The 23,288-nt window shown below is 67.0% G+C and carries 20 protein-coding genes; 5 read left to right on the forward strand and 15 right to left on the reverse strand.

The annotated features are described in order from the left end of the window. Positions 1-123: 123 nt before the first annotated feature. The 7 genes from ACFU5V_RS24800 to ACFU5V_RS24830 all read right to left on the reverse strand — a co-directional run bounded on the left by ACFU5V_RS24800 (position 124) and on the right by ACFU5V_RS24830 (position 7,415). Complete coding sequence (locus tag ACFU5V_RS24800; RefSeq protein ID WP_378702758.1) at positions 124-1,188, reverse strand: branched-chain amino acid ABC transporter permease; 1,065 nt, start codon at positions 1,186-1,188, stop codon at positions 124-126. Next, positions 1,185-2,069 carry a branched-chain amino acid ABC transporter permease gene (locus ACFU5V_RS24805; protein WP_378440232.1) on the reverse strand — a complete coding sequence of 295 codons (885 nt, stop codon included), beginning with the start codon at positions 2,067-2,069 and terminating at the stop codon, positions 1,185-1,187. Before ACFU5V_RS24805 ends, ACFU5V_RS24800 begins: the two co-directional genes overlap by 4 nt. A 16-nt stretch (positions 2,070-2,085) precedes the next feature. Further along, complete coding sequence (locus ACFU5V_RS24810) at positions 2,086-2,793, reverse strand: ABC transporter ATP-binding protein (protein WP_378702759.1); 708 nt, start codon at positions 2,791-2,793, stop codon at positions 2,086-2,088. Beyond that, on the reverse strand, positions 2,790-3,575 hold the full coding sequence (locus tag ACFU5V_RS24815) for an ABC transporter ATP-binding protein (RefSeq protein ID WP_378702760.1): 786 nt from the start codon (positions 3,573-3,575) through the stop codon (positions 2,790-2,792). Before ACFU5V_RS24815 ends, ACFU5V_RS24810 begins: the two co-directional genes overlap by 4 nt. Next, positions 3,572-4,810, reverse strand: coding sequence for an ABC transporter substrate-binding protein (locus ACFU5V_RS24820; RefSeq protein ID WP_378702761.1), 1,239 nt, complete (start codon positions 4,808-4,810; stop codon positions 3,572-3,574). The genes ACFU5V_RS24815 and ACFU5V_RS24820 overlap by 4 nt, the downstream gene beginning before the upstream one ends. A gap of 104 nt (positions 4,811-4,914) precedes the next feature. Continuing rightward, positions 4,915-6,447, reverse strand: coding sequence for a long-chain-fatty-acid--CoA ligase (locus ACFU5V_RS24825; protein ID WP_378702762.1), 1,533 nt, complete (start codon positions 6,445-6,447; stop codon positions 4,915-4,917). Positions 6,448-6,488: 41 nt separating this feature from the next. Then, positions 6,489-7,415 (reverse strand): cyclase family protein, encoded by a 927-nt coding sequence (locus ACFU5V_RS24830; protein WP_378702763.1) that lies wholly within the window; start codon positions 7,413-7,415, stop codon positions 6,489-6,491. 205 nt (positions 7,416-7,620) lie between these two features. Between ACFU5V_RS24830 and ACFU5V_RS24835 the strand changes: the two genes are divergently transcribed. Next, positions 7,621-8,634: an alcohol dehydrogenase catalytic domain-containing protein gene (locus tag ACFU5V_RS24835; RefSeq protein WP_378702764.1), complete on the forward strand. Its 1,014-nt coding sequence runs from the start codon at positions 7,621-7,623 to the stop codon at positions 8,632-8,634. 26 nt (positions 8,635-8,660) lie between these two features. Here ACFU5V_RS24835 and ACFU5V_RS24840 read toward each other — a convergent pair whose 3' ends face one another. Next, positions 8,661-9,290, reverse strand: coding sequence for a hypothetical protein (locus tag ACFU5V_RS24840; RefSeq protein WP_378440246.1), 630 nt, complete (start codon positions 9,288-9,290; stop codon positions 8,661-8,663). On the opposite strand from ACFU5V_RS24840, the gene ACFU5V_RS24845 reads away from it, so the two are divergent. After that, positions 9,283-9,549 carry a hypothetical protein gene (locus ACFU5V_RS24845; protein ID WP_378702765.1) on the forward strand — a complete coding sequence of 89 codons (267 nt, stop codon included), beginning with the start codon at positions 9,283-9,285 and terminating at the stop codon, positions 9,547-9,549. The two genes, ACFU5V_RS24840 and ACFU5V_RS24845, sit on opposite strands and share 8 nt — an antisense overlap. Before the next feature lie 64 nt (positions 9,550-9,613). Here the strand turns inward: ACFU5V_RS24845 and ACFU5V_RS24850 are convergent, their stop codons facing one another. Beyond that, positions 9,614-9,943, reverse strand: coding sequence for an ANTAR domain-containing protein (locus tag ACFU5V_RS24850; protein ID WP_378442621.1), 330 nt, complete (start codon positions 9,941-9,943; stop codon positions 9,614-9,616). Positions 9,944-10,952: 1,009 nt separating this feature from the next. On the opposite strand from ACFU5V_RS24850, the gene gvpJ reads away from it, so the two are divergent. Continuing rightward, positions 10,953-11,321, forward strand: a complete 369-nt coding sequence (gvpJ, locus tag ACFU5V_RS24855) for a gas vesicle protein GvpJ (RefSeq protein ID WP_378439799.1) — start codon at positions 10,953-10,955, stop codon at positions 11,319-11,321. 7 nt (positions 11,322-11,328) lie between these two features. On the opposite strand, the gene ACFU5V_RS24860 is transcribed toward gvpJ, so the two are convergent. The 5 genes from ACFU5V_RS24860 to ACFU5V_RS24880 all read right to left on the reverse strand — a co-directional run bounded on the left by ACFU5V_RS24860 (position 11,329) and on the right by ACFU5V_RS24880 (position 19,376). Continuing rightward, on the reverse strand, positions 11,329-13,866 hold the full coding sequence (locus ACFU5V_RS24860) for an ABC transporter (RefSeq protein WP_378702766.1): 2,538 nt from the start codon (positions 13,864-13,866) through the stop codon (positions 11,329-11,331). Positions 13,867-13,955: 89 nt separating this feature from the next. Next, on the reverse strand, positions 13,956-15,122 hold the full coding sequence (locus ACFU5V_RS24865) for an NAD(P)/FAD-dependent oxidoreductase (protein ID WP_378702767.1): 1,167 nt from the start codon (positions 15,120-15,122) through the stop codon (positions 13,956-13,958). 48 nt (positions 15,123-15,170) lie between these two features. Then, positions 15,171-16,319, reverse strand: a complete 1,149-nt coding sequence (locus ACFU5V_RS24870) for a Glu/Leu/Phe/Val dehydrogenase (RefSeq protein ID WP_378702768.1) — start codon at positions 16,317-16,319, stop codon at positions 15,171-15,173. 36 nt (positions 16,320-16,355) lie between these two features. After that, positions 16,356-17,912, reverse strand: a complete 1,557-nt coding sequence (locus ACFU5V_RS24875) for an aldehyde dehydrogenase family protein (protein ID WP_378702769.1) — start codon at positions 17,910-17,912, stop codon at positions 16,356-16,358. Beyond that, on the reverse strand, positions 17,913-19,376 hold the full coding sequence (locus ACFU5V_RS24880) for a VOC family protein (protein WP_378702770.1): 1,464 nt from the start codon (positions 19,374-19,376) through the stop codon (positions 17,913-17,915). Positions 19,377-19,547: 171 nt separating this feature from the next. Between ACFU5V_RS24880 and ACFU5V_RS24885 the strand changes: the two genes are divergently transcribed. Beyond that, positions 19,548-20,465 (forward strand): LysR family transcriptional regulator, encoded by a 918-nt coding sequence (locus ACFU5V_RS24885; RefSeq protein ID WP_378439811.1) that lies wholly within the window; start codon positions 19,548-19,550, stop codon positions 20,463-20,465. 19 nt (positions 20,466-20,484) lie between these two features. Here the strand turns inward: ACFU5V_RS24885 and ACFU5V_RS24890 are convergent, their stop codons facing one another. Beyond that, positions 20,485-21,615 (reverse strand): PucR family transcriptional regulator, encoded by a 1,131-nt coding sequence (locus ACFU5V_RS24890; protein WP_378702771.1) that lies wholly within the window; start codon positions 21,613-21,615, stop codon positions 20,485-20,487. 221 nt (positions 21,616-21,836) lie between these two features. Here ACFU5V_RS24890 and ACFU5V_RS24895 point away from each other — a divergent pair, with 221 nt between their 5' ends. Continuing rightward, positions 21,837-23,228 carry an amino acid permease gene (locus ACFU5V_RS24895; protein ID WP_378702772.1) on the forward strand — a complete coding sequence of 464 codons (1,392 nt, stop codon included), beginning with the start codon at positions 21,837-21,839 and terminating at the stop codon, positions 23,226-23,228. The last annotated feature ends 60 nt before the right edge of the window (positions 23,229-23,288 follow it).

The following is a 23,288-nucleotide window of genomic DNA, read 5'->3' on the forward strand; positions in this document are numbered from 1 at the left end:
TGTTTTTGTGGCCTGCTTGTGGGTGACCACCCTCCGAAGAAGAACCGGAAGGTTGGAAAAAGCGGGAGTTCCCCGGCGGCTCCCTCCCCCCTCCACTTCCCGTTTCGAGCCCACCACAGATCGTCAGCGGGAGGCGACCAGCTCCCGTGGATCCTCGTCGACCGAAGACGCGGCCCGCCTGTGTCGGCGAGCGCCGGGGATGATGCTCACCAGCGGCCCCAGCACCCACCGGACCACACTGATCAGCCCGTACGGGATCACGAAGATGAAGACGATCAACGCCGCACCGTACGTGATGCCCGCCGCCGACTGGTTGATCTCCGCCGTCCACTGCGGCACGTACTGCACGAAGAACGCCCCGAACACCACACCGGGGACGGTGCCGAGGCCACCGATGACGATCATGGTGATGAAGGCGATCGCCAACGGGAGCCCGAATGCCTCGGGGCCGACGTACTGGACCACGAAGCTGTAGAGCACGCCGCCGACGCCGGCGAAGGCCGCGCTGAGCGCGAACACCGTCGTCTTCGTGCGGGTGGCCGGGACACCGAGCGTGGTGGCGACGGCCTCGTAGTCCCGGATCCCGATCAGTGATCGGCCGATCCGGCCGGTGGAGAGTCGCCGCACGACGAAGAAGGCGATCAGCGCCACCACCAGGCACAGGTAGTACACCCATTGGTCGCGTTCGAGTCCGCTGAAGGCCGGGGGTTCGGCGCCGGCGATGTTGATCCCCGCCTGCCCGTCGGTGACGTGCTCGAACCGTTTGATCACCGCCGGGGTGACCAGTGCCAGCCCTAGAGTGGCGAGCGCCAACTGAAGTCCGTGGAGGCGCAGGGCCGGCAGGCCGAACAGGTACCCGATCACGTAACAGACCGCGAACGCGACCGGAAGGAGCAGCAGGTACGGGACGTCGTGATTCTCGACCAGCACGGCACTGAGGTACGCACCGACGGCGAAGAAGAAGCCGTGGCCGAGAGAGATCTGACCGGTGTTGCCGGTCAGCAGGTTCAGTCCCAGCCCGACCACCACGTACACCAGCACCATGGATCGGTCGAAGTTCACGTACGGCGCCGACACCAACGGCGCCACGGCCGTCACGAGGATCACCACCGCAACCGTCGATCTCGCCAGCCACCGTGGTGGATCGAGTTCGGCGCGGGGACGGCGAAGCAGTTCGACGATTCTCATACTCGGGCCACCTTCCGTGCACCGAACAGACCCTCGGGTTTGAGGAGCAACACACCGAGGATCAGGGCCAATGCCACGGCCTGTTTGAAGTCGTGGCCGATCCAGGAAATGTAGGTGCCGGCAAGGTTTTCCGCGACACCCACGCACAATCCGCCGACGAGGGCACCGACCGGACTGTCGAGGCCGCCGAGGACCGCGCCGGCGAACGCGTAGATCAGCGACGCGACGAGCATGTTCGGTTGCAGGAACAGCTGCGGCGCCGCGAGGGAGGCGGCGAGGGCTCCGATGGTCGCGGCGAGGCCCCAGCCGATCATGAGCATCCGCCCGACGGGCACGCCGATCAGTTGCGCCGAGTCCGGGTTGTCTGCCGCCGCCCGCATCGCCAGCCCGACCTTCGTTCGCTGGAACAGGACGAACAGCAGCGCCGCGACCGCGACGACGGCGGCGACGATGACCAGCGACTGCTGGGACACCGCGACGGGACCGAGCGTGAGCACCGGCCCGGACACGATCGCCGGGAACTCCTTGCTCTGCACGCCCCAGATCCAGCCGGCGGCGCTGTTGAGTACCAGCATCAGGCCGAGGGTGATGATGACCAGCGGCATGTGATTCGACGACGATGCCAGCGGCCGGATCAGGACCCGTTCGGTGGCGGCTCCGCCGACGAAGGCGACCGCCATCGCGCCGAGGACGGCGAAGTACAGCGGCGCCCCCCACGCGTGGAACTGCCAGGCGAAGAACGCGGAGAACATCGCCATCTCGCCCTGCGCGAAGTTGACGATTCCCGATGCGCGGTAGACCAGGACGATGCTCAGCGCGAACGCGCCGTACAGGGCGCCCCACATGAGCCCGTCCACCAGTTGTTGAAGAAATACATCCATGACCACTCTCCTGTGCTCAGTAGCCGAGGTAGGCGCGCCGCACCGACTCGTCGTGCGCCAATCCGGCGGCGGGGCGTTGGGCGACGACACGGCCCGCGTCGACGAGAACCGCGGACGTGCCGATGTCCAGGGCGAGGTGCGCGTTCTGTTCGACCACGAGAATCGTGGTCTCGGTCTCCTGGCTGATCCGGCCCAGCGCACGGAAAACCTCCTGCGTGATGCGCGGAGCCAGACCGAGGGACGGTTCGTCGAGCAACAGCAGACGTGGCCCGGCCACCAGTGCGCGGGCGATAGCGAGCATTTGCTGCTCACCGCCGCTGAGCCCGCCCGCCTGCTGGTGGCGTCGCTCGCGTAGTCGCGGGAAGAAGTCGTACCAGTGCTCGACGGCCCGGTCGGTGATCGCCGCCGACGTCGTGAATCCCCCGACGCGAAGGTTTTCCTCCACAGTCAGGTTGCCGAAGGTGCCGCGGCCCTGCGGAACGTGGGCCACACCGAGCCGGGCGATCCGGTCGGTGCGCATGCCGGTGATGTCGCGACCGTCGAGCCTGATGCTCCCGCTGGTGCGGACCATCTGGCAGATCGATCGGAGGATGGTGGTCTTACCTGCGCCGTTCGCGCCGAGTACCACCGTCACCTCTCCTGCCGGCACCCGGAAGTCGATGCCGTGCAGCACTTCCGCGCGGCCATATCGCGCATGCAGGTTTTCGACGGTGAGCAGGTTCATGCCGCACCGCCCAGGTACGCCTCGATGACCTCGGGGTGGGCCGCGACCTCTGCAGGTTCCCCTTCGGTGACCTTCTGACCGAAGTTCAGCACCACCACCCGGTCGGAGATCGACATCACCATGGCCATGTGGTGCTCGACGAGCAGCACCGAGAATCCTCGCTCGTCGCGCAACCGGCGGACCGTGTCGGCGAGTTCGAGGACCTCCTCGTGGATCAGTCCGTTCGCCGGTTCGTCGAGCATCAGCAGGCGAGGCCGTTGCATCAGTGCCCGTGCGAGCTCGACCCGTTTCAGGGTGCCGTAGGGCAGGTTGCCTGCCGGTTCGCGGCCGACGTGCGCGAGATTCATCGACTCGAGCAGTGCCCAGGCCTCGTCCCGTTCGCCTGCCTCCTCCCTGCGGGTGCGCGGCAGTCCCAGCGCGGTGGCGAGGAAGCCCGCCCGGGTGCGCGAGTAGGCCCCGGTGAGGATGTTGTCGAGCACCGAGATCGTCGGGAACAACCCGATGTTCTGGAACGTGCGCGCGATCCCGGCGTCGGCGACCGCGTCCGCCGACAGCGCGAGCAGGTCGGCGCCGCCGAACGTGATCTGTCCCGAATCCGGTTCGTAGAGTCTGCTGATGCAGTTGAAGAGGGTGGTCTTCCCCGCGCCGTTCGGCCCGATCAGCCCGACGATCTGTCCGGGCTCGATCGTGAACGACGGTCCGTCGAGGGCGACGACTCCTCCGAACCGCAACCGGACGTCGCTGACCGTCAGCGGCGGGACGTCCGGTGGCCGGGCGGTCATCGTTCGGCGCTGCGCGTGACCACAGCGTCGTAGTGCCAGCTACCGTCGCGGAACGTCATCGGTGCCATCGACGTGATCGCGTACGGGTAGTCCGCGCTCGTGTCGAACGTGACACCGTCGATGGACAGGTCGGTGGTGACCGCGTGCAGATTCCGGACCGCGTCCAGTAGATCGGCGCGGGTGCACCCCTTCATCTGTTCGAGTGCGGCGACCAGCAGCTGAGCGGTGTTGTACCCGGTCGCGGCGATGGTGTCGGAGGACTTGAAGGCGCCGGCGTGCCGATCGGCGAATGCGCGCCATTCCTGCACGCCCGGTACCTGGTCGTGGTCGGTGCTGCTGACGTCGTAGATCCAGTAGAAGGAGTGCACGCCCTCGGCGGCGTCGAGACCGGCCGGAGCGAGGACGAAGTTGGTGTCGGTGGCGCCGGAGTAGATGTACGTCTCCGGCGTCCAGTTCAATTCGTGGGCCTTCTTCAGGGACTGGGTCACGAAGCCGGCCGTGGCGAAGTTGACGAACACGTCGGCTCCGGAGCTCGCGAGGTTGACCACCTGCGAGTCCACGGACGGTGTGGTCTGTTCGTACGCCTGCTCGGCGACGATCTGGGTGCTGCTGCCCTCGAAGGCGGACTTCAGTGCGTCGAGACTGCCGTTGCCCAGACTGTCGTTCGAGTACAACACCGCGACCTTGCCGTCCGGATGGTCGCGAAGGATCTGTTTCGCCCGCTCGGCGACCTCCCAGCCGGTCTGTGGGTTCACCGCGCCGGCGACCACTGGCCGCTCGTCGAGGGTGGTGAGCAGTTCGTCGGTGCCGGTCATGGGGAACACCAACGGGACGTTCTTCTGGTTGAGGTAGTCGACGACCGCGAGGGTCGAGGCGGTGCCGATCAGGTTCTGGATCGCGAAGACCTGTTGCTGTTCGACCAGCGATCGGACGTTGCCGACCGTGCGCGCCGGGTCGTATCCGTCGTCGAGTGCGGTGTAGGCGATCTTGCGGGACTTGCCGTCGCCCATCGCGACGCCGCCGGCGGCGTTGATCTCGTCGAACAGGGCAGACGCCGCGGTCGCCTGGGGTCCCGCGATCGACTGGACCAGGCTGGTGCCGAAGTGGATCTCGGTATCGGAGATGCCGGGGTCACAGCCGTCCACGGCGGTCGCGGCGTCGTCTCGGCCAGAACATGCGGTCAGAGCCGCGGTGGCGCACAGGGCGGTCAGGCCCGTGGCGAGGATTCGTTTCATGGTTGCTCCGTTGAGGGAAGGCAGGAGAGGGACAAGCTCGAGTGTTTCGGCAGCGCGCGGCGGGCGGCGACGAGATTCGTCGCCGCCGTGCGCGGTGTGTGGGATCAGACCGTGGTGTGGGAGAAACGTTCGCGCAGGTCGCGTTTGAGGATCTTCCCGGTGACGTTCCGGGGCAGGGTGTCGACGAACTCGACCCGGCGGGGCACCTGGAATCCGCCGAGCTGATCCCGGCAGGCGGTGATGATGTCGTCGGCGGTGGCGGTAACGCCGTCGCGGAGAACGACGACCGCGCACACCAGTTCACCCCAAGTCTCGTCCTCGACGCCGATCGCCGCGGCCTCGGCGATCGCCGGGTGACGGTAGAGGGCTTGCTCGACGGTCAGGGATGCGACGTTCTCGCCGCCGCTGATGATCAGGTCCTTCTTCCGGTCGACGATGTAGACGAAGCCCTCGTCGTCCCGTCGCACCAGGTCGCCGGTGTGGAACCAGCCATCGGTGAACGCGGCCGCGGTCGCGTCCGGATCGCGCCAGTAGCCGGTCATGACCTGATCGCCGCGGACCACCATCTCCCCCACCTGGCCGGTGGGCACGTCCCGCATGGCGTCGTCGACGATGCGGATGTCGACCAGGCGCATGGGTTTGCCTGCTGCGGCCAGCAATTCGCTCTCACCGCCGGCGGCGTGCCGATGCGCGTCGTAGTCGAGGTGGAGCACGTTTCCTGCGAGTTCCGTCATGCCCATGCCCTGATAGAAGTCGCAGCGGAGACGTTCGAGTCCGTGCCGCAGCACCTGTGCCGGGATCGCCGACGATCCGTACCCGATCGCCTGCAGGGTGCTGAGATCGTGGTCGGCAAGGGCAGGATCCTGGAGCAGGAAGTTGATCATCGTGGGCGCCAGCCCGGTCTGCGTGACCTGCCACTGCTCCACCAGACGCAGGAACGTCGCATTGTCGTAGGCGCGGACGATGCCGACGGTGCTCCCCATCAAGTGGTTGAGCAACGTCACGTACCCGCCGACATGGCACAGCGGGAAACAGAACAGGAAGACGGTGTCCTCCGGCAGTGCCCACTGCAACGCCGAGGACGTGATCCCGCTGACCAGGTTGCGGTGGCTGATCATCACGCCCTTCGGCGTGCCGGTCGTGCCGGACGTGTAGACCAGCCACGCGATGTCGTCCGGCGCCGGCCGCACCGCCGGTGCGTGCGCGGGACCGGAACCGACGAACTCGTCCCAGCCGACGGTTCCTGGGGCGGCCCCGATCGAGACGACCGTGTGCACCGACGGGATCGAATTGCGAATCTGCTCGACGGCGCCGGCGAACTCTTCGGCCACGATCAGCACGGTCGCACCGGAATGCTCGATCAACGCGGCGATCTGGTCGGGATGCAGGCGGAAGTTGAGGATGGTCAGGGCCATCCCGGCCATCGGCACACCGTAGTAGCAGTCGAAGTACTCCGTGCAGTTGGTGGACAGGATCGCGACCCGGTCACCCGGGGCGGCGACACCGAGCAGTGCGCCGGCGAGCCGCCGGCTGCGATCACGCAGCTCGGCATACGTCACTGCCTCGTCCTCGAATCGCAGCGCGATCCGATCGGGATGCTTGCGTGCTCCGTACTCGACGATGTCGCAGACCAGCATTCAGTGTCTCCTTGGTCGGGAAGAGGTGGTGGACTCGGCGCTCACCGGATCGCCAGCGGGTTGATCGGCGACCCCACCCCACGGGTGAACTGAAGCGGCGGTCCAGCGTAGAAGAAGTCGTACACGCCGTCGGCAGCGCAGGCGGCGGACAGCTCCTCGAAGTCGAGCAACTCGGCGAGGGTCATGCCCATGTCGCGAATCAGCACCATGTGGAGCTCGAACAATGCCCCCGGATTCTCGCCGGGCATCACCTCGACCGCCCAGTTGTCCGAGCCCACCACCGCGACGTCGCGCTCTCTCAGCCAGGTCGCACACGACAGACTCAGACCCGGCTCGCCGGCCATGAATCCCGCCGGATCGCGGTCGGCGAGAAACTTTGCGCGCCAACCGGTGCGGATGAGCACGATGTCGCCCGGACCGACCTCGACGTTCTGAGCGGCGGCGACGGCGTCGAGTTCGTCCGGTGTGATCGCCGTCCCGGCCTCGAGCCAGTCCACACCGCGCGCCCGGGCGACGTCGAGCAGCACGCCGCGACCGGCGATGCCGTTCGCCTGAGTGTGGATCCCGCACTTGTCGGCACCCTTGACGGTGACCCCCGAACCGGGATGACCGTTGTACAACTGATCGTCGTAGTGCACGTGGGACAGGGAGTCGTACTGCGAGCCCGCCTGCAACGGCATGAAGACGTAGTCGTCGGCCCATTTGAAGCCGCCGGGAAGTACCTGCTCCTGCCCGTTCTCGGCCATCAGCCTGATCGGGTTGATCCGATTGCCTCCCGGCTGGGGCCCGTCCCCGTCGAGCGGAATGCCCAGTTCGAAGATCGTGCCGGTCCGAATCAGCGCAGCGGCGGCCGCCACTCGCTCGGGCGTGATGAGATTCGTGGTTCCCCGCTCGTCGTCGGCACCCCAACGACCCCAGTTGCTCAACCGCCGGCCCAGCTCTCGCATGTCGGATATGGACGTCGTCATCCTGCCTCCTCGGGCAATCGACCAAAGTATGACGTGACAGTCATGTCAACTTTGTGAATTGTGACCTCCGGCACCCCCGGTGTCAATACCGGGCGGGCGAGACGTGACCGGAGGACTTTCGTCGACCCTTGTCAGGAGCTCCGCCGAGGGTCTTGACTGAAACGTGGGTCTCGATCGCTCACGACGACAGACAGGAATGATGCAGATGCCAACCCATCGGGCAGTTCACGTCCAGGCCCCCGGCGAGCCGCTGACACTCGTCGACGTCGAAACGGAATCGCCACCGCGCGACCACGTCCGCATCGCCGTCTCCGCGTGCGGCGTGTGCGGCACCGACCACGCGTTCGTCGGCGGCGCGTTCCCCGAGATGTCGTGGCCACTGACACTGGGACACGAAATCGCCGGAACCATAGCCGAACTCGGCGCAGGCGTCGACAACTACGCCGTCGGCGACCGCGTCGGGGTGGGCTGGTTCGGTGGGCACTGCAACCAGTGCATTCCGTGCCGCAAGGGCACCTTCATCTATTGCGAGAAATTGCAGGTGCCGAGCTGGCAGTACCCCGGCGGATACGCCGAATCCGTGACGGTTCCCGCCAACGCGCTCGCACGGATTCCGAGCGAACTGTCCTTCACCGAGGCCGCCCCCCTGGGCTGCGCCGGAGTCACCACGTTCGACGCGCTGCGGAAGACACGAGCAGTTCCGGGCGACCGCGTCGCCATCCTGGGCATCGGCGGGCTCGGCCACCTCGGGGTGCAGTTCGCCCGGGCGATGGGATTCGAGACGATTGCCATCGCTCGTGGCGCCGACAAAGCCGACGACGCTCGCCGGCTGGGCGCCCATCACTACATCGACTCCACCGCCGGCGACGTCAGCGAAGCACTACGTGCACTCGGTGGCGTGTCCGTCGTTCTGGGGACCGCGGCGAACTCGAAGGCGATGGGTGCCGTGGTCGGCGGGCTGCTTCCGCTCGGTGAACTCACCGTCGTCGGTGTCACGCCCGACCCGCTGCCGATCAGTCCCCTGCAGCTGATCACACCCGGGGTCAACGTCACCGGTCACCCCTCCGGCACCGCCCGCGATGTCGAGGAGACGATGCAATTCGCGGTGCTGTCCGGCGTGCGGGCACGGATCGAGGAGCGGCCCCTGAGCGAAGCCGCGGAGGCCTACGCCGCGATGGAGGAAGGGCGGGCACGCTATCGCATGGTCCTCACCATGTGACCGTCCTACGCTGCAGGACTGTGGCATCACGCCATCTCGGGTACGTGCAGATGCGCGATGGCCAATTCGAACTCCCCGACCTCCAGGAGCCGGGCGCCGGACTCACGGATCTCCGCCGTTCCGATGCTCTCGGCGACTTCACCGGTGCCGCCCTCCGTGGGGGCCTTGTCGAAGGTCATCGACGACACCACACGACCGGCGGCCGGATCGACGAGCAGACTCGCGCTGCAGAATCCCTCGAGGCCGTGCATCGCGGGCAGCGACGACATCTTGTACACGTCGATCACACGGTCCAGATGGCCCGGTTCGACGTGAAGCCACGCGACCCGCACCCAGGCGCCATGACGTGACCGGTGGTCACGGTGCAGGGCCGCGATGTCCCACCGCGCCACGGTCGCGGTGGCGTGGAAAACCTCGGCCATGCGGTCACGCAGCTGTCGAACCGGCGCCTCGCTCGCGCGCAGAGCCTCGTCGTCCGTCCAGGAGCTGGTGGCGATGCATCGGCCGGAGCCGCGATCGACCAGCAAGGACATTCCGGCGGATCCTGCGATGTCGGCGAGCGCGGGCATCACGGTGTCGCGCACGTGCTTGATCCCCTCGTCGATGAACGACGGGTGCGCGTCAAAGGTGGAAGAGCGTGCATACACGATGGGCATCCTTCTCCTCGGGCGGCGCCGCGCGGCGCCGACGGCCAATCCCCATCTCTCACACTCCTCCCCCGACCCGGACGAGACAATGATCGACGGCGATCGGCGAGAAAACCCGGACGCCTACTCGGACCGCCTCGAGGGCTCACCCTCGGCAAGTGCGGTCGCGTGGTCGATGACCACACGCCTCCACCACGAATCGAGCGGACTGGGGTCCGGCCACACGACCGCGTCGTCGGTGGGCGACGACGCGGTTTCGCGTACGTGACCCGATTCGGTTCGGGTGATCTTTTCGGGATCGGCCTGAATGCCGCCCACCGCCCCCTGCGGGGTCAACTTGCCTGAGCGTGTCGGCGGGGAGGGAGTTGGGCGACCAACTGCTCCCACTCGTCGAATCGGGCGGTGTCGGCCCTGCGCGGTCGGGATGAGGGACCGGCAGCCAGTTCGACCAGGCTCCGCGCAGCTCCGAGAACGGTCAAGTGATGGCGTCGTGCGACGTCGAGAAGTTCGTCGAACGCCTGGGCGTCGGTGCAGCCGCGGCCTGCAATCAGAATTCCCTTCGCGGTGCCGAGGAGTTCTCGGCCATCGGGACGCCTCCGCGGAATCAGGCGCGTCGGGCTGGGGACTGGAGTGAGGGTTGGTTCGGTGCCGTCCTCGATCATTCCGCAGTACTCCTTCGCTCTCGTGCATTTGCCGCCGGTGTGCCGACGATCCCGTCCGGACGCGAGATGTGAGTCACGTCACTGTCGATGCACGATCAGTTGTAGCGGACCGAGCCGCACCTGTCATCTAGACGCATGTCCAGCTCCTCCCCCGTTTGCCCTGGTAGTGCGGCACGCGGCGTGATTCGCCGCTAACATCACGATGCCAACTTGTGACCTGAACCACACGGTAGCGTTACCTCCGGGCGGGATTGCACCGACTTGACCACCATGTCGGCAAAGCCGGGTCCTCGCCGGTGCGGCGAGGCCGATGCGTCGGCCTCCCCACGAGAAACACGCACACCTTTTCAGAAATAACGTCGAGTTCTCGCTCCATTCTTCGGAGCGAAATGGACGGTTGTCAAATTTCACCATGTGAGAATACTCCGATTCAGTGAAACGACCCGAGATCGCGAACGCGATAAAGGAAGTAAGCGGCGATCGACGATCCCGTGGATTTTCAACATCAGCAGAGGAGTGAATTCTCATGGGTTCTGCAGGAATCGACGTCAACGTCGCATTCGAGGCGTTCCTGAAATGGCTGAGCCTCACCTTCGGCGGCGGAATCGGACTGGGCTGACCACCGGAGAGGTCCCACAAACGGTGGCCAGGCTCACCTGGGGACAGCCTGGCCACCATTCCGATCTGTGCGCAAGAATTCCAATTTCTTCGGCGGCGGAGTCACGTCGGCGCGTGGACTCGGGCACACGACCATAAATGTACTCCTGCTGCGGGTCGGAATAATTCGACCGGCACGGTTGGCGATTTTCCAGCGCGATCGCCGGGAATTCCGACGCCACCAACGTCGGCCCATTCTTTTCATTGCGCGAAAGAGGACTTCGACCGCCGTCCGAGTCACCCGGTCACTTCAGGCTTTCGACCGATTGAAGATCCGCCGTTGGGGGTAGTCGGATTCGGGTTGGTTTCGTCGAGTGACGGTTGCCGATCCGGGTGAAGGGAGTCGACAACGATGACCACAGCAGGAGGTGGCCCGAGCTCGAGCAGCCTGGCCGACGTCATCGACACCATCTTGGACAAGGGCCTGGTCATCGACGCCTACGTCCGGGTCTCGCTGGTCGGGATCGAACTGCTCACCGTCGACGCCCGGGTGGTCGTGGCCAGCGTCGACACCTACCTGCGCTTCGCCGAAGCGGCGAACCGGCTCGCGATCGGGAGCGAGCCGAAGGGCCTGACCGATCTCGTGTCCGACGTCAAGGGCAGCGGCAGCACGAAGTCGAAGACCAAGGGCGTACTGGAGGGAGTCGGCGAAACGCTCAGCGAGCTGCTCGGCGGATCGGGCAGCGAACGCGAACCGGCACCACGCCGGAAGCGGACATGAACCGCACCTACCCGTCGGCCGGTGCGAGATGCCGGCCGAGATAGGCGGCGGTGGCGGAGTCGGCCGTCTCGGCGACGATCGCCGGCTCACCCGCGGCGATGATGCGGCCGCCGTTGTCCCCGCCGCCGGGCCCGAGATCGATCATCCAGTCCGCCGAGGCGATGACCGACATGTCGTGCTCGACCAGGACGACGGTGTTTTCCGCCGCGACGAGACGGCGCAGCACCACCATGAGCCGGTCCACATCGGCGGGATGCAGTCCGGTGGTGGGTTCGTCGAGCACGTAGAGCGTGTGCCCGGATCGGACGCGCTGCAGTTCGCTGGCCAGCTTGACGCGTTGCGCCTCGCCACCCGACAGAGTGGTGGCGGATTGGCCGAGCCGCAGATACCCGAGACCCACCTCTATCAGCATGTCGAGGCTCTTCTTCGCGGCCGGGACGTAATTCAGGATGTCCCGGGCATCGTCGACGGTCATCGCGAGGACGTCGGCGATCGACACGCCGTCGACCAGGATCTCGAGAGTCTCGGAGTTGTACCGTGCGCCTGAGCAGGCCGGGCACGGGGCCGAGGCCTCGGGGAGAAACAGCATGCCGATGGTGATCGTGCCGGCGCCCTCGCACTCCTCGCATCGGCCACCGGTGACGTTGAACGAGAAACGACCGGGGCTGTAACCGCGTTCGCGGGCGGTGGGGTGTGCAGCGAAGAGTTTCCGGATCGCATCGAAGAGTCCGGTGTAGGTCGCGAGATTCGAGCGTGGAGTCCGCCCGATCGGGGTCTGGTCCACGCGCACCAGCCGGTCGATGTGCCCGAGCCCGTGGGACGACACCACCGTCGGTTCGATGGTGCCGCGGCCGTCGGCCAGGACGGCTGTGGAGTCGTCGGCGTCGTCGCCCACGGTGTCGGGGCCGGGTTCGTCGTCGACGCCGAGGTGACGGGCCACGACATCCGTGAGCACACGGCTGACGAGTGTCGATTTGCCCGATCCGGACACACCGGTGACGGCGGTGAGCACCCCGAGCGGGATCCGCACGCTCAGATCCTGCAGATTGTGCATCGTGATTCCGGAGAGTTCGATCCACGTGCTCGGCTGCGCGGGCTCCGGGCAGGTGTCCGGTCGTTCGAAAAGGTATCGGCGGGTGACGGATTCGGCAATCGTGGCGAGACCGTTCACCGGTCCGCTGTAGAGGACCCTCCCGCCGTGCTCCCCGGCATCGGGGCCGACGTCGACGTTCCAGTCCGCCGCCCGCACGACGTCGAGGTTGTGTTCGATGACGAAGACCGAGTTGCCTGCGGCGCGAAGCCGCCGCACGGCGGCGACCAGAGCCTCGGTGTCGGCGGGATGCAGGCCCGCGGACGGCTCGTCGAGGACGTACAGCACGCCGAACAGGCCCGACTGCAGCTGGGTGGCCAGTCGCAGACGCTGGAGCTCTCCCGGCGACAGGGTGGTGGTCGATCGACCGAGACTCAGGTACCCCAGGCCGAGCTCGGACAAACCCCGGAGGCGTCCGAGCAGGTTGTCCACCAACGCCTCCGAGGCCCGCTCGGTGGCGTCGTCGGCGGCGGCACTGCGGGATGCGACAGCGGTTTCGAGGACCGTGACCAGATCGGCCAGTGGCAGCTCGGTCGCGTCGGCGATGTCGAGACCGGCGAACCGCACCGCCAGTGCCTCCGGTCGCAGCCGCTTGCCGTCGCACGCGCGGCAGGGACGGGAGACCAGGTATCGCGAGACCTTTGCCCGCTGGGTCGTGCTCTTCGTCGTCGCGAAGGTGTGCAGGACGTAGGTGCGGGCGCTCGAGAACGTTCCCTGGTAGTCACGCACCATCTTGCCCGGGTCGCGGATCGGTGACACCGTCACGGTGGGTTGCTCGTCGGTGGTGAGGATCCATTCACGTTGGTCTGCAGGGAGTTCCGACCAGGGGCGGTCCACATCGATGCCGAGGGTGTCGAGGATGTCGCGGTAGTTCTTGCCCAGCCACGCACCGGGCCACGCTGCGACGGCGCCGTCGCGGATACTGCGGCCCGGGTCCGGCACCAGCGCGTCGACGTCGACGTCGTGGGTGCGGCCGAGTCCGTGGCAGGTCGGGCATCCTCCTTCCGGCGTGTTGGGCGAGAAGGCGTTCGAGTCGAGGATGGCGGCATCCGGCGGATAGACGCCTGCCCGGGAGAACAGCATGCGCAGCACGTTGGAGATGTGGGTGAGGGTGCCGACGGACGATCTGGCGGAGGTGTGACCGCGGGCCTGCTGCAACGCGACCGCGGGTGGAAGCCCGGTGATGTCCCCCACCCGGGGTGCTCCGACCTGATCCATCAATCGGCGCGCGTACGGGGTGACGGACTCGAGAAAGCGTCGTTGCGCTTCGGCGTAGATGGTGCCGAAGGCCAACGACGACTTCCCCGATCCCGACACCCCGGTGAACGCGACGATGCAGTCCCGGGGAATGAACACATCGACGTGAGCGAGGTTGTGTTCACTGGCATCGAACACTTCGATGCCGGAGAAATCCCGGGCGGGTGCGGCCGGCGGTCCGGGATCGAGGGTCGGCACTACAGCTCCAGGTGTCGGTTCGTGCTCGGACAGGTCGGCTCCCAGTCTTCCTCGAGGGATGGAACGGGCGTCCCGGTGGTGCCGTCCGATCAGACGATGTTCGTCTCGCCTGCGCCGATACCGGTCTTCGCGAAGCGGCGCAGAGCGAACGACCTGATGTCGTACCCGGGTTCCTTGCCGTGGTAGAGGTCGCGCACGATCTCGCCGGTCGCCGGTCCCATCAGGAAGCCGTGGCCGGAGTAACCGGTGGCGATGAGCAGGCCCTCCACGTCGGTGGAGCGGTCGATGATCTGGTTGCGGTCGGGAGTGACCTCGTAGAGTCCGGCCCAGCCTGTGCTGATGCCGTAGTCCAGAACGGCAGGCACCCGGGTCTCGGCGATCGCGCCGAGACCCATCAGCCAGTCCTCGAGTTCGAACCTGAGGTTGAATCCCTCGGGCTCGTTCGGGTCGGACCAGCCCAGCAACAGCCCCTTGCCTTCGGGATGGAAATAGAAGTTCGAGGGAAAGTCGATAGTCAGCGACGGCGAGAACTCGGGCAGTTCGGACAGCGGCTCGGTGAACGCGATCTGCCGACGCACGGGGACCACGGGGATGTTCACCCCGACCATGGTGCCGATCTCCGCCGACCACGCTCCGGCGGCGCAGACCACGGTGTCGGTCTTGATGCGTCCGTGCTCGGTGACGACGGCGGTGATGGTGCCACCCGTGCTCTCGATATCGGTGACCGCGCAGTGCCGGATGATGCGGGCACCGTGGCGACGAGCAGCCGCGGCGTATCCCATCACCACCGATTCCGGCGTGGCCTTGCCGTCCTGAGGGGACCAGGAGGCGGCGAGGAGTCCGTCGGTGCTGATGAGCGGCGAGATCTTCTTCGCCTCGTCGGGAGTGATCATCCGGCTCGGAACACCGTGCCGGTTCTGCAGCGCCACGCTGTCGGTGAAGATCTCGACGTTGGTCTGGTCCGAGAGGAGGTAGAGGTAGCCGTCACGGCTGAAGTCGATCTCCTGACCGTAGTCCTGGGCGAAACGCGAATACACCTCGAGGCCGCGCAGACCGATCGCGATGTTGGCCTCGTTGCTGAACGACGCCCGGACGCCGCCTGCGGCCTTACAGGTCGAGCCGCAGGCCAACTCGTCCTTTTCCAGGAGGACGACATCGGAGACCCCGGATTCGGCGAGGTGGAACGCGATACTGGCGCCGATGACGCCGCCGCCGATCACGACGACGGACGCCTGCTCGGGGAGTTCCTTGCTCATGTCGCTTCTTCTTTCCTGAAGAGTGATTATGTTATGCCGGACCGGCTTCTAGAACGTTGCGTTCCGCGGAGCTCGCCCACGCAACACCATGGCGTCGCGCACGCGGTCCTGGGCGGTGGCGCGCGCCACCTCGTGGGTGGTGCGGCCCCTGGCCTTCGAGGCATCGAGTGTGTCGATGGTGCTGGCGCGCAGCTTGTTCGAGATGTTGTCGAACACCGCGGCGGGTTCGGGACGGATACCGGAGTAGCGCGCGTCCATGGCCACCGCGGCGGCGACCACACCGCCGGCGTTGGCGATGAAATCCGGAACCACGGTCACGCCGCGGCCATGCAGCACCGACTGTGCCTCGGGGCTGCTCGGCAGGTTCGCGCCCTCGACGACGATTCTGGCCGGCAATGTGCGGGCGAGATCGGCGTCGATGACGTCCTGCAATGCCGCCGGGATCAGGATGTCCGCGGTCACCGAGAGTTCTTCGCCGGCAGCGAGCGGCTTGGCGTCGGAGTACTGGTCGACCAGTCCGTCACCGTACTGCTCGCGCAGGTCGAGCAGGGCGGCGACGTCGAGGCCGTTCGGGTTGTGGATGCCACCCCGCGACGTCGAGACGGCGACGACGGTGGCGCCCAGTTCGGCGAGGCGTTTCGCGCTCGCCGCGCCGACCGCTCCGAAGCCCTGGATGGACACGCTCAGCGAACCGGTGGACAGGCCGATCGCCTGCGCGGCGGCGTCGGCCGACTCCGCGACTCCGTGCCCGGTGACGCCGAGCTGGTCGTACGGCAGTCCGCCGAGCGCGTGTGGGGTGCCGACGGCGCCGCCGCGGCCACCGACCTCGTCGAGCATGATCGCGGCGTCCTGCTCGGTCAGTCCGACGTCGAGTCCGAAGACGTATTCCTCGGGGACCTCGTTACGCAGGGCCCGCACGAACGCCCGCAGGACCGCCTCCTTCGACTCGGCGTGCGGGTCGGCCCAGATGCCGGCCTTGGCGCCGCCGTAGAACAGGTCGACCCCCGCCCACTTCCAGGTCATGTTCCGGGCCAGCCGGGCGACCTCGCCGACACTGACGGTGGTGGACATGCGGGTGCCGCCCTTGCCCATGCCGCGGGCGGTGTTGTCGATGACCAGAACGCCGCGCATGCCGGTGCGCGCGTCGGAGACACACACAACCTTCTCCGGGCCCCATTCGTCGATCAATTCGAACATCGTCGTTGCTCCTCGTGCGATTCGAAAGGGGGGAGGTCAGCCGAAGTTGACGCCCTGAGCCAGGGGCAGCTCACGGGAGTAGTTGATGGTGTTGGTGGCGCGGCGCATGTAGGCGCGCCAGGCGTCCGAACCGGATTCGCGGCCGCCGCCGGTGGTCTTCTCCCCGCCGAACGCGCCGCCGATCTCGGCGCCGGACGTGCCGATGTTGACGTTGACGATGCCGCAGTCCGAACCGTCGGCGGCGATGAAGCGTTCCGCCTCCCGCTGGTCGGTGGTGAAGATCGACGACGACAGACCCTGCGGGACGTCATTGTGCAGGGCGATCGCCTCCTCGAACGTGTCGTAGGTCAGCACGTAGAGGATCGGTGCGAACGTCTCGTCCTTGACGATCTCGCTCTGGGTCGGCATCCGCACGATCGCGGGCTCGACGTAGTACGAGTTGTCGCTGCTCTCGCGGCGTCGACCACCGACGAGGATCCGCCCGCCCTGCGCGACGGCCTTGTCGAGGGCTGCGGTCATGTTGGCGTGGGACTTGCCGTCGATCAGCGGGCCCACGAGGGTGCCGTCGGCGAACGGGTCGCCGATCGGGAGGCGGCCGTAGACCTGGGAGATCCGGTCGACCAGCTCGTCGGCGATGGATTCGTGCACGATGATGCGGCGCATCGACGTGCACCGCTGACCGGCGGTGCCCGCGGCAGCGAACACGATGCCGCGGGTGGCGATGTCGAGGTCCGCGGACGGGGTGACGATCGCGGCGTTGTTGCCGCCGAGTTCGAGGATGGCGCGGCCGAAGCGGGCGGCGACGCGCGGGGCGATCTGCTCCCCCATCCGCTCGGAACCGGTGGCCGAGATCAGCGGCACCTTCGGGCTGTCGATCAGGGCCTGCGTGTCCGCGGCACTCGCCGAGACGAGAACGTTCAGGTTGGCCGGGGCACCGGATTCTTCTGCGGCACGGTCGAACAGCGCCGAGCAGGCGGCGGCGGTCAGGGTGGTCAGCTGCGCGGGCTTCCAGATCACCGCATCACCGCAGACGATGGCCAGGGCCAGGTTCCAGGACCACACCGCGGCCGGGAAGTTGAACGCGGAGACGACGCCGACGACACCGAGCGGGTGCCAGGTCTCCATCAGGCGGTGGCCCGGGCGCTCCGAGGGCATGGTGCGGCCGTCGAGTTGCCGGGACAGTCCGACCGCGAAGTCACAGATGTCGATCATCTCCTGGACCTCGCCGAGTGCCTCCGAGCGGATCTTGCCGACCTCGATGCTGATCAGGTTCGCCACGTCTTCCTTGTGCTCGGTGAGCAGTTCGCCGAGGCGTTTGATCAGGAATCCGCGGACCGGGCCGGGAACGGTGCGCCACTGCAGGAACGCCTCGTGGGCGGCGTCGATCGCGGCCTCGACGTCGGCGGCGCCGGCGGCCGGGTAGTCGAACAGGCTCTCCCCGGTGACCGGGGTGCGGGCGGTGATGGTGTTCTTCACCCCGGCGGTGTCGAGCACGGCCGGGTCGACCCCACATCGCTGCAGGCTGGTGCGTGCGAGGGTGCGCAGTTCGTCGGTGGTGGGCAGGGTGATGGTGGCGGCGACAGCGGTGCTCATTTACTTGACTCCCTGGGTAGCGATGGGTGAGGTAGCGATGGGTGCCGGTTCTTCGACGGGTCCACGGATTCCCAATTGGTGGGCAACACGGTCGAGGGATGCGCGGCGGATCCCGTCGTAGAGCGCATACGGGTCGTGCAGAGGTCGACCCAGAACTCCCTCCATCCAGGCGGCGTCGACCGCGGTGACCGACTGCGTGGTGTCCTTGCGGCCATCCGACGTCAGGTTGGACTGGAAGATCCCCGCGGCGGACTTCGGCAGGAAATCCTCGTAGACGATCGGCTCGGGGCGGACCCAGCCCTGGTCGATCAGATCCGGCAGCGACCGGGACGGGGTGTGCCCGCTCCGCTGCTTGCCGGTGTTCACGGTGTAGGTGAAGTAGGCGAGGTCGTGCAGGGCCAACCCCTGCTCGGTGGCAGGCATCTGCTGATTCCACAACTCCGCGGCGATCTGATTACGCGCCTCGGCCGACACCGGCGCGGCGGCGGCGGCCTCCCGGACCGCCTGCTCGGTCTCGGCCGTCAGCCGGTCGTAGACCGCGCGGCCGCGGACGGTGGCGGCGATGCCGCGGGCTTCGACCTCACCGAAACGCACTCGCAGCGAACCCTTCTCGACGCTGCCGTCTGATTCGCGGAATACCCGCGGCTCGGCGAGGGCGCGGAACGAGGTCTGACGCAGCAGCAGATCCGGCCCGGCCCACCGGGGCGGTCCCTGGATAGTGTCGATCATGTCGACGCTGCGACGCTCCATGCGGGCGTACAGATCGTCGATGTCCAGTACCCGCGGGGTCAGGTGGTTGATGTGGGTGCTGGTGACACCACCGATGTCGGCGGCCACCGAGGACACCTGTTCGAGTTCGCGGTACCAGGCGCGGTCGACGGCCTCGGCGGAGAGCTTGAATGCCGCCGTCGCGAGGGTCAGGAACATCTCCGCGTCCCCGGCGTTCAATCCCTTGTATTCGGTGGCCCTGTCGGCGAGGACCAGCAGTTCGGGGGTGAACAGCGTGCGCCTGGCGAGGAAACCCTCGAGCCGCTGCTGCAGATCCTCGCTGAAGAAGCGGCGGTCCGAGGGCACGAGCATCGAGGTGAACACCCGGAAGGGGTTGCGCGCCAGCTCGTCCGGGTCCGTGGGCCGGAAGGCGGTCGAGACGACCGGGACGGAACTGGCAGCAGCCTCACGCAGGTCGTAGAACCCGACCGGGTACATGCCCATGGCCGCGAACACGCGGGCCACCTGCGCCATCTCCTGCGGGGTGCCCACGCGGATGGCACCGTGGCGTTCCGCGGTGAGCCGGGCGACCGAGCCGAGTCGCTCGGCATCGGAGCCGGGCCGCGACAGCACCGCCTCGTTGACGGCCTGCGACACCTCGAGCAACGTGGTGTAGGCGGGAACTTCCTTCCCGTACAGGTGCGAGAGGCGGCGAGCGAACTCGGCGCGCAGTTCCCACTGCTGGGTGATCGGCATGCGTGCAGCTCCAGGGTCGACGGGGATCGGGTGCGAGAGCGAATTCGTAGTGTGCGGAAGGTTTTCGAACTGTGCAGCGGTTCGACATTTCGTTCTCGCTCGTTCATCGTGGCGTGCCGGATCGAATAGCACCAGCGAAGAAAACTAGCCACAACCGTTTAGGATCCCTATATGAATATGAGTCTGGCCCACCTCGTCACGCTCCGGGAACTGGCCCGCCGCGGAACGATGGTCGCGGTCGCCGAAGAACTCGGCTACACCGCCGGCGCCGTATCGCAGCAGATCGCAGCGTTGGAGAAGGCCGTCGGCTCGCAGCTCGTCACCAAGGTGGGACGCAACGTCGTCCTCACCGATTCCGGCGTCGTCCTGGCCGAACACGCCGTGAAGATCCTGGGCGCGGAACAGTCCGCCCTCGACGCGCTCCGCGCAGTCCACGACGACGTGGCCGCGCCCCTTCTGCTCGGCACCTTCGGCAGTACCGCCGCCGCGCTGCTGCCGCCGGTGGTGGCCGCCGCGCAGCGCGAGTACCCGCACCTCACCCTCAGCAGCCGCGAACTCGACGTCGACGAGGCCGCCACCGCGGTCCAGCGCGGACAGGTCGACGTCGCGTTCGGGCTGGACTATCCCCATTCGCCGATGCCCCGCACTCCGGATATCGAGATGATCACCCTGCGCAGCGAGCGATTCGGACTCGCCGTCTCGTCCGGTGCATACGGCATCCGCACCGAGTGCACGATCGATCTGCGCGAGGCCGCGGAGTGGGACTGGATTCTGCCGCCCACGGAAACCCAGTTCGGTCGCGCCATCCGAATCGCCTGCCGGCAGGAAGGTTTCGAACCGATCACACGTCACGAAATCGTCGACACCGCCGTCTCCCTGGCGCTGGCCGCGAAGGGGCTGGGTGCGGCTCCGGTCACGGACATGATGATCAGGCTCAACAGCTCGGTGCCGATCGTCCGGGTCGACCTCGCCCAGGAGATCGGCAGGCGGATCGTGCTCCTGCGCCTCGCCGGCTCGGAGACCCGGCCCACCGTGCGGGCCGTCACCGAGATCGTGCGAGCCGTGGTGAACACGGCCGAGACGCGGTGAGAACTCCTCCGAGGGGAAGTCAGTTCTCCTGGCCGGTGACAGGGTCCCGTGCACCCTGGCGCTCGAAGATGAAGCGCCCCAGCGTGAGACCGACGTGCAACTCGAGGCGCTGCGCACCCACCGAGAGATCGAGGCCGGTGATGTCCTCGATCTTGGCGAGGCGATAGTACAGCGTCTGACGGTGAATGCCGAGGACACCGGCCGTTGCGCCGGTGTCACCGGCCTGGTCCAGGTAAGTCCGTGCGGTGACGAGCAGGTCGACGTTGCGGTGGTCGAGCAGGGCCCGCACCGACGGCGTGAGGACCGCATCGGCGACGACGCCGCTGGGCCCGCAGGACGCCAACCGGTAGATGCCGAGTTCTTCCCAGTACGCGATCGGCCCCATCGATTCGTCGTGCCGGGCGACCCGGACACCGAGTTTGGCTTGCTGCCAGCTGCGGCGGGCAGACCGCAACCCCTGGCACGCACCCCCCACCCCGACCAGAGCCCCGGCACCCGCACCGCTTTCGGCAACGGACCGAACGGGATCGACGGCGCCGTCGCCGGCGGGGATCATCACCGCGGTCAGCGACCCGATCGGTGCCAGCAGAGCGCGTGCGCCGGGGGCGGGCAGGAGACCGTCGACGGCCAGCACGGTCAACACGCAGCCGTCCGGAAAGAGCCCGGAGTCTTCGATGCGAGTAGTCGCACGGGCGAACGCCTTTCGGTCGCCTTCGAGGAGGTCTGTGACGGCGACCGCCAGATCGTCACGACCGCGGGCGGTTCGTGCGAGTTGTGCGCCGGCCTGGCCTGCCAGGTACATGACGGCGGTGAGATCGCCGTCGGACACGGCGCTGTTCTCATCCGGCAGCACGAACAGATACCCGTACGCCGCGCCTGCGTGGCGAGCCGGAAGACAGATCCGCGGCGACGCTTCAATATCCGGATTCTCTGGCGTGATCACCGGGCGCGTGGTATTGGCGATCCCGAAGTTTTCGTACCACGCGCGCGCGTCCGGCGGGCAACTGCGAGTGAGGATCGACTGCACCCGATCCTTGTCGACGTCAGGCGACTGGGTGCTGTAGGCGATCAACGAAAAGGCCCGGTCGACCAGGACCACCGACGCCGACAGTCGTTCGGCCACCTCGGTGACCACTTCATCGAGATTCACTTCACCATCTCCGTGAACAGCGTGTTTCGTAGGCGATACGTACGGCGATCATTCCGAGTCGGCCATACAAGTGTCTGACCGACGGGGCGAAAAGTTCTGGCGCCTGTCCCTAGCATGCTACGTGGGCGGCCGTTACGTTGATCACACACGATCGGAAGTTCGCCATCTCGCCTCAGCTCGCGCTTTCGATCTCGTGTCCGACTCGACCTTTGGAGCGTGTGATGTCCACTCCCGAACAACCGCCCGAGACGTTGCAGAAGTCTCTGAAACAACGACACCTCACCATGATCGCGATCGGAGGTGTCATCGGCGCCGGCCTCTTCGTCGGTTCGAGCGCCCTGCTGCACACCTCCGGCCCCGCAGCATTCGTGTCCTACGCCATCACCGGTGTCGTCATCGTCCTCGTGATGCGCATGCTCGGCGAAATGGCCACCACCAACCCGTCGACCGGATCGTTCGCCGGATATGCCCGCAAGGCCTTCGGGGGGTGGGCCGGTTTCACCACCGGCTGGCTGTACTGGTTCTTCTGGGTCGTCGCGGTCGGCGCCGAAGCCGTCATCGGCGGCAAACTGCTGCAACGCTGGATCGACCTGCCCTCCTGGGTGATGGCGGTCGTCCTGCTGCTGGCGATGGTCGCCACGAACCTCCGCTCCGTCCGCAACTTCGGCGAGTTCGAATACTGGTTCGCAGGGATCAAGGTCGCCGCGATCCTGCTGTTCCTCGCCCTCGGTGCCGCCTACGTCTTCGGCCTGTGGCCGAGCCATTCCGCCGACTTCTCCAACCTCACCGATCACGGCGGCTTCACCCCCAACGGCTGGACCGTCATCCTCTCCGGCGTCGTCGTCGCCGTCTTCTCCATGGTGGGCCCCGAAATCGCCACCATCGCCGCCGCCGAATCCGCCGAGCCGGAGAAGGCCGTCGCCAAGGCCACCAACTCCGTGATCGCCCGCATCGGGTTCTTCTACATCGGCTCCGTGCTGCTGCTCGCCGTCATCGTCCCCTGGACCGACGTCACGGTTGGCCAGTCGCCGTTCGTCGACGCCCTCGCCCAGATGGGCATCCCCGGCGGACCCGACATCATGAACGCCGTGGTGCTCGTCGCCGTACTCTCCTGCCTGAACTCCGGCCTCTACACGTCCTCGCGGATGCTCTTCACCCTCGCGCACAAAGGCGATGCGCCACAAAGCATCGCAAAGCTGGACAGCCGCGGCGTCCCCCGCAACTCGTTGCTCCTCGCAACCCTCGTCGGCTTCGCCTGCATCGGCCTGGACTACCTCTCCCCCGACACCGTGTTCGCCTTCCTGCTCAACGCCTCCGGCGCCACCATCCTGATGGTCTACCTCATGATCGCGATGTCGCAGATCAAACTGCGTGGCCTGATGACCCGGGACGAAGTCGCCCGACTCCGCCTGAAGATGTGGCTGTTCCCCTACCTGTCCATCCTCGCCGCAGGCGGCATCCTCGCCGTGCTGGTGTCGATGTTCTACGTCGAATCGTCGCGCTCGCAGATCTCCCTGAGCGTCGGAGCCCTTGTCGCGACTCTGATCGCCTACCGGCTTCGCCGTCGCATCAACCCACCCGTCACCACTCACCCCGCACCCGCCACGAACTGACACCCGGGGCGGCGGCAGGCGAGACACACCGTCTCCCGCCGCCGCCCCTTGTCGTGCGCG

The sequence above is a fragment of the Rhodococcus sp. NPDC057529 genome, from assembly GCF_042802055.1.
Lineage (GTDB): Bacteria > Actinomycetota > Actinomycetes > Mycobacteriales > Mycobacteriaceae > Rhodococcus_F.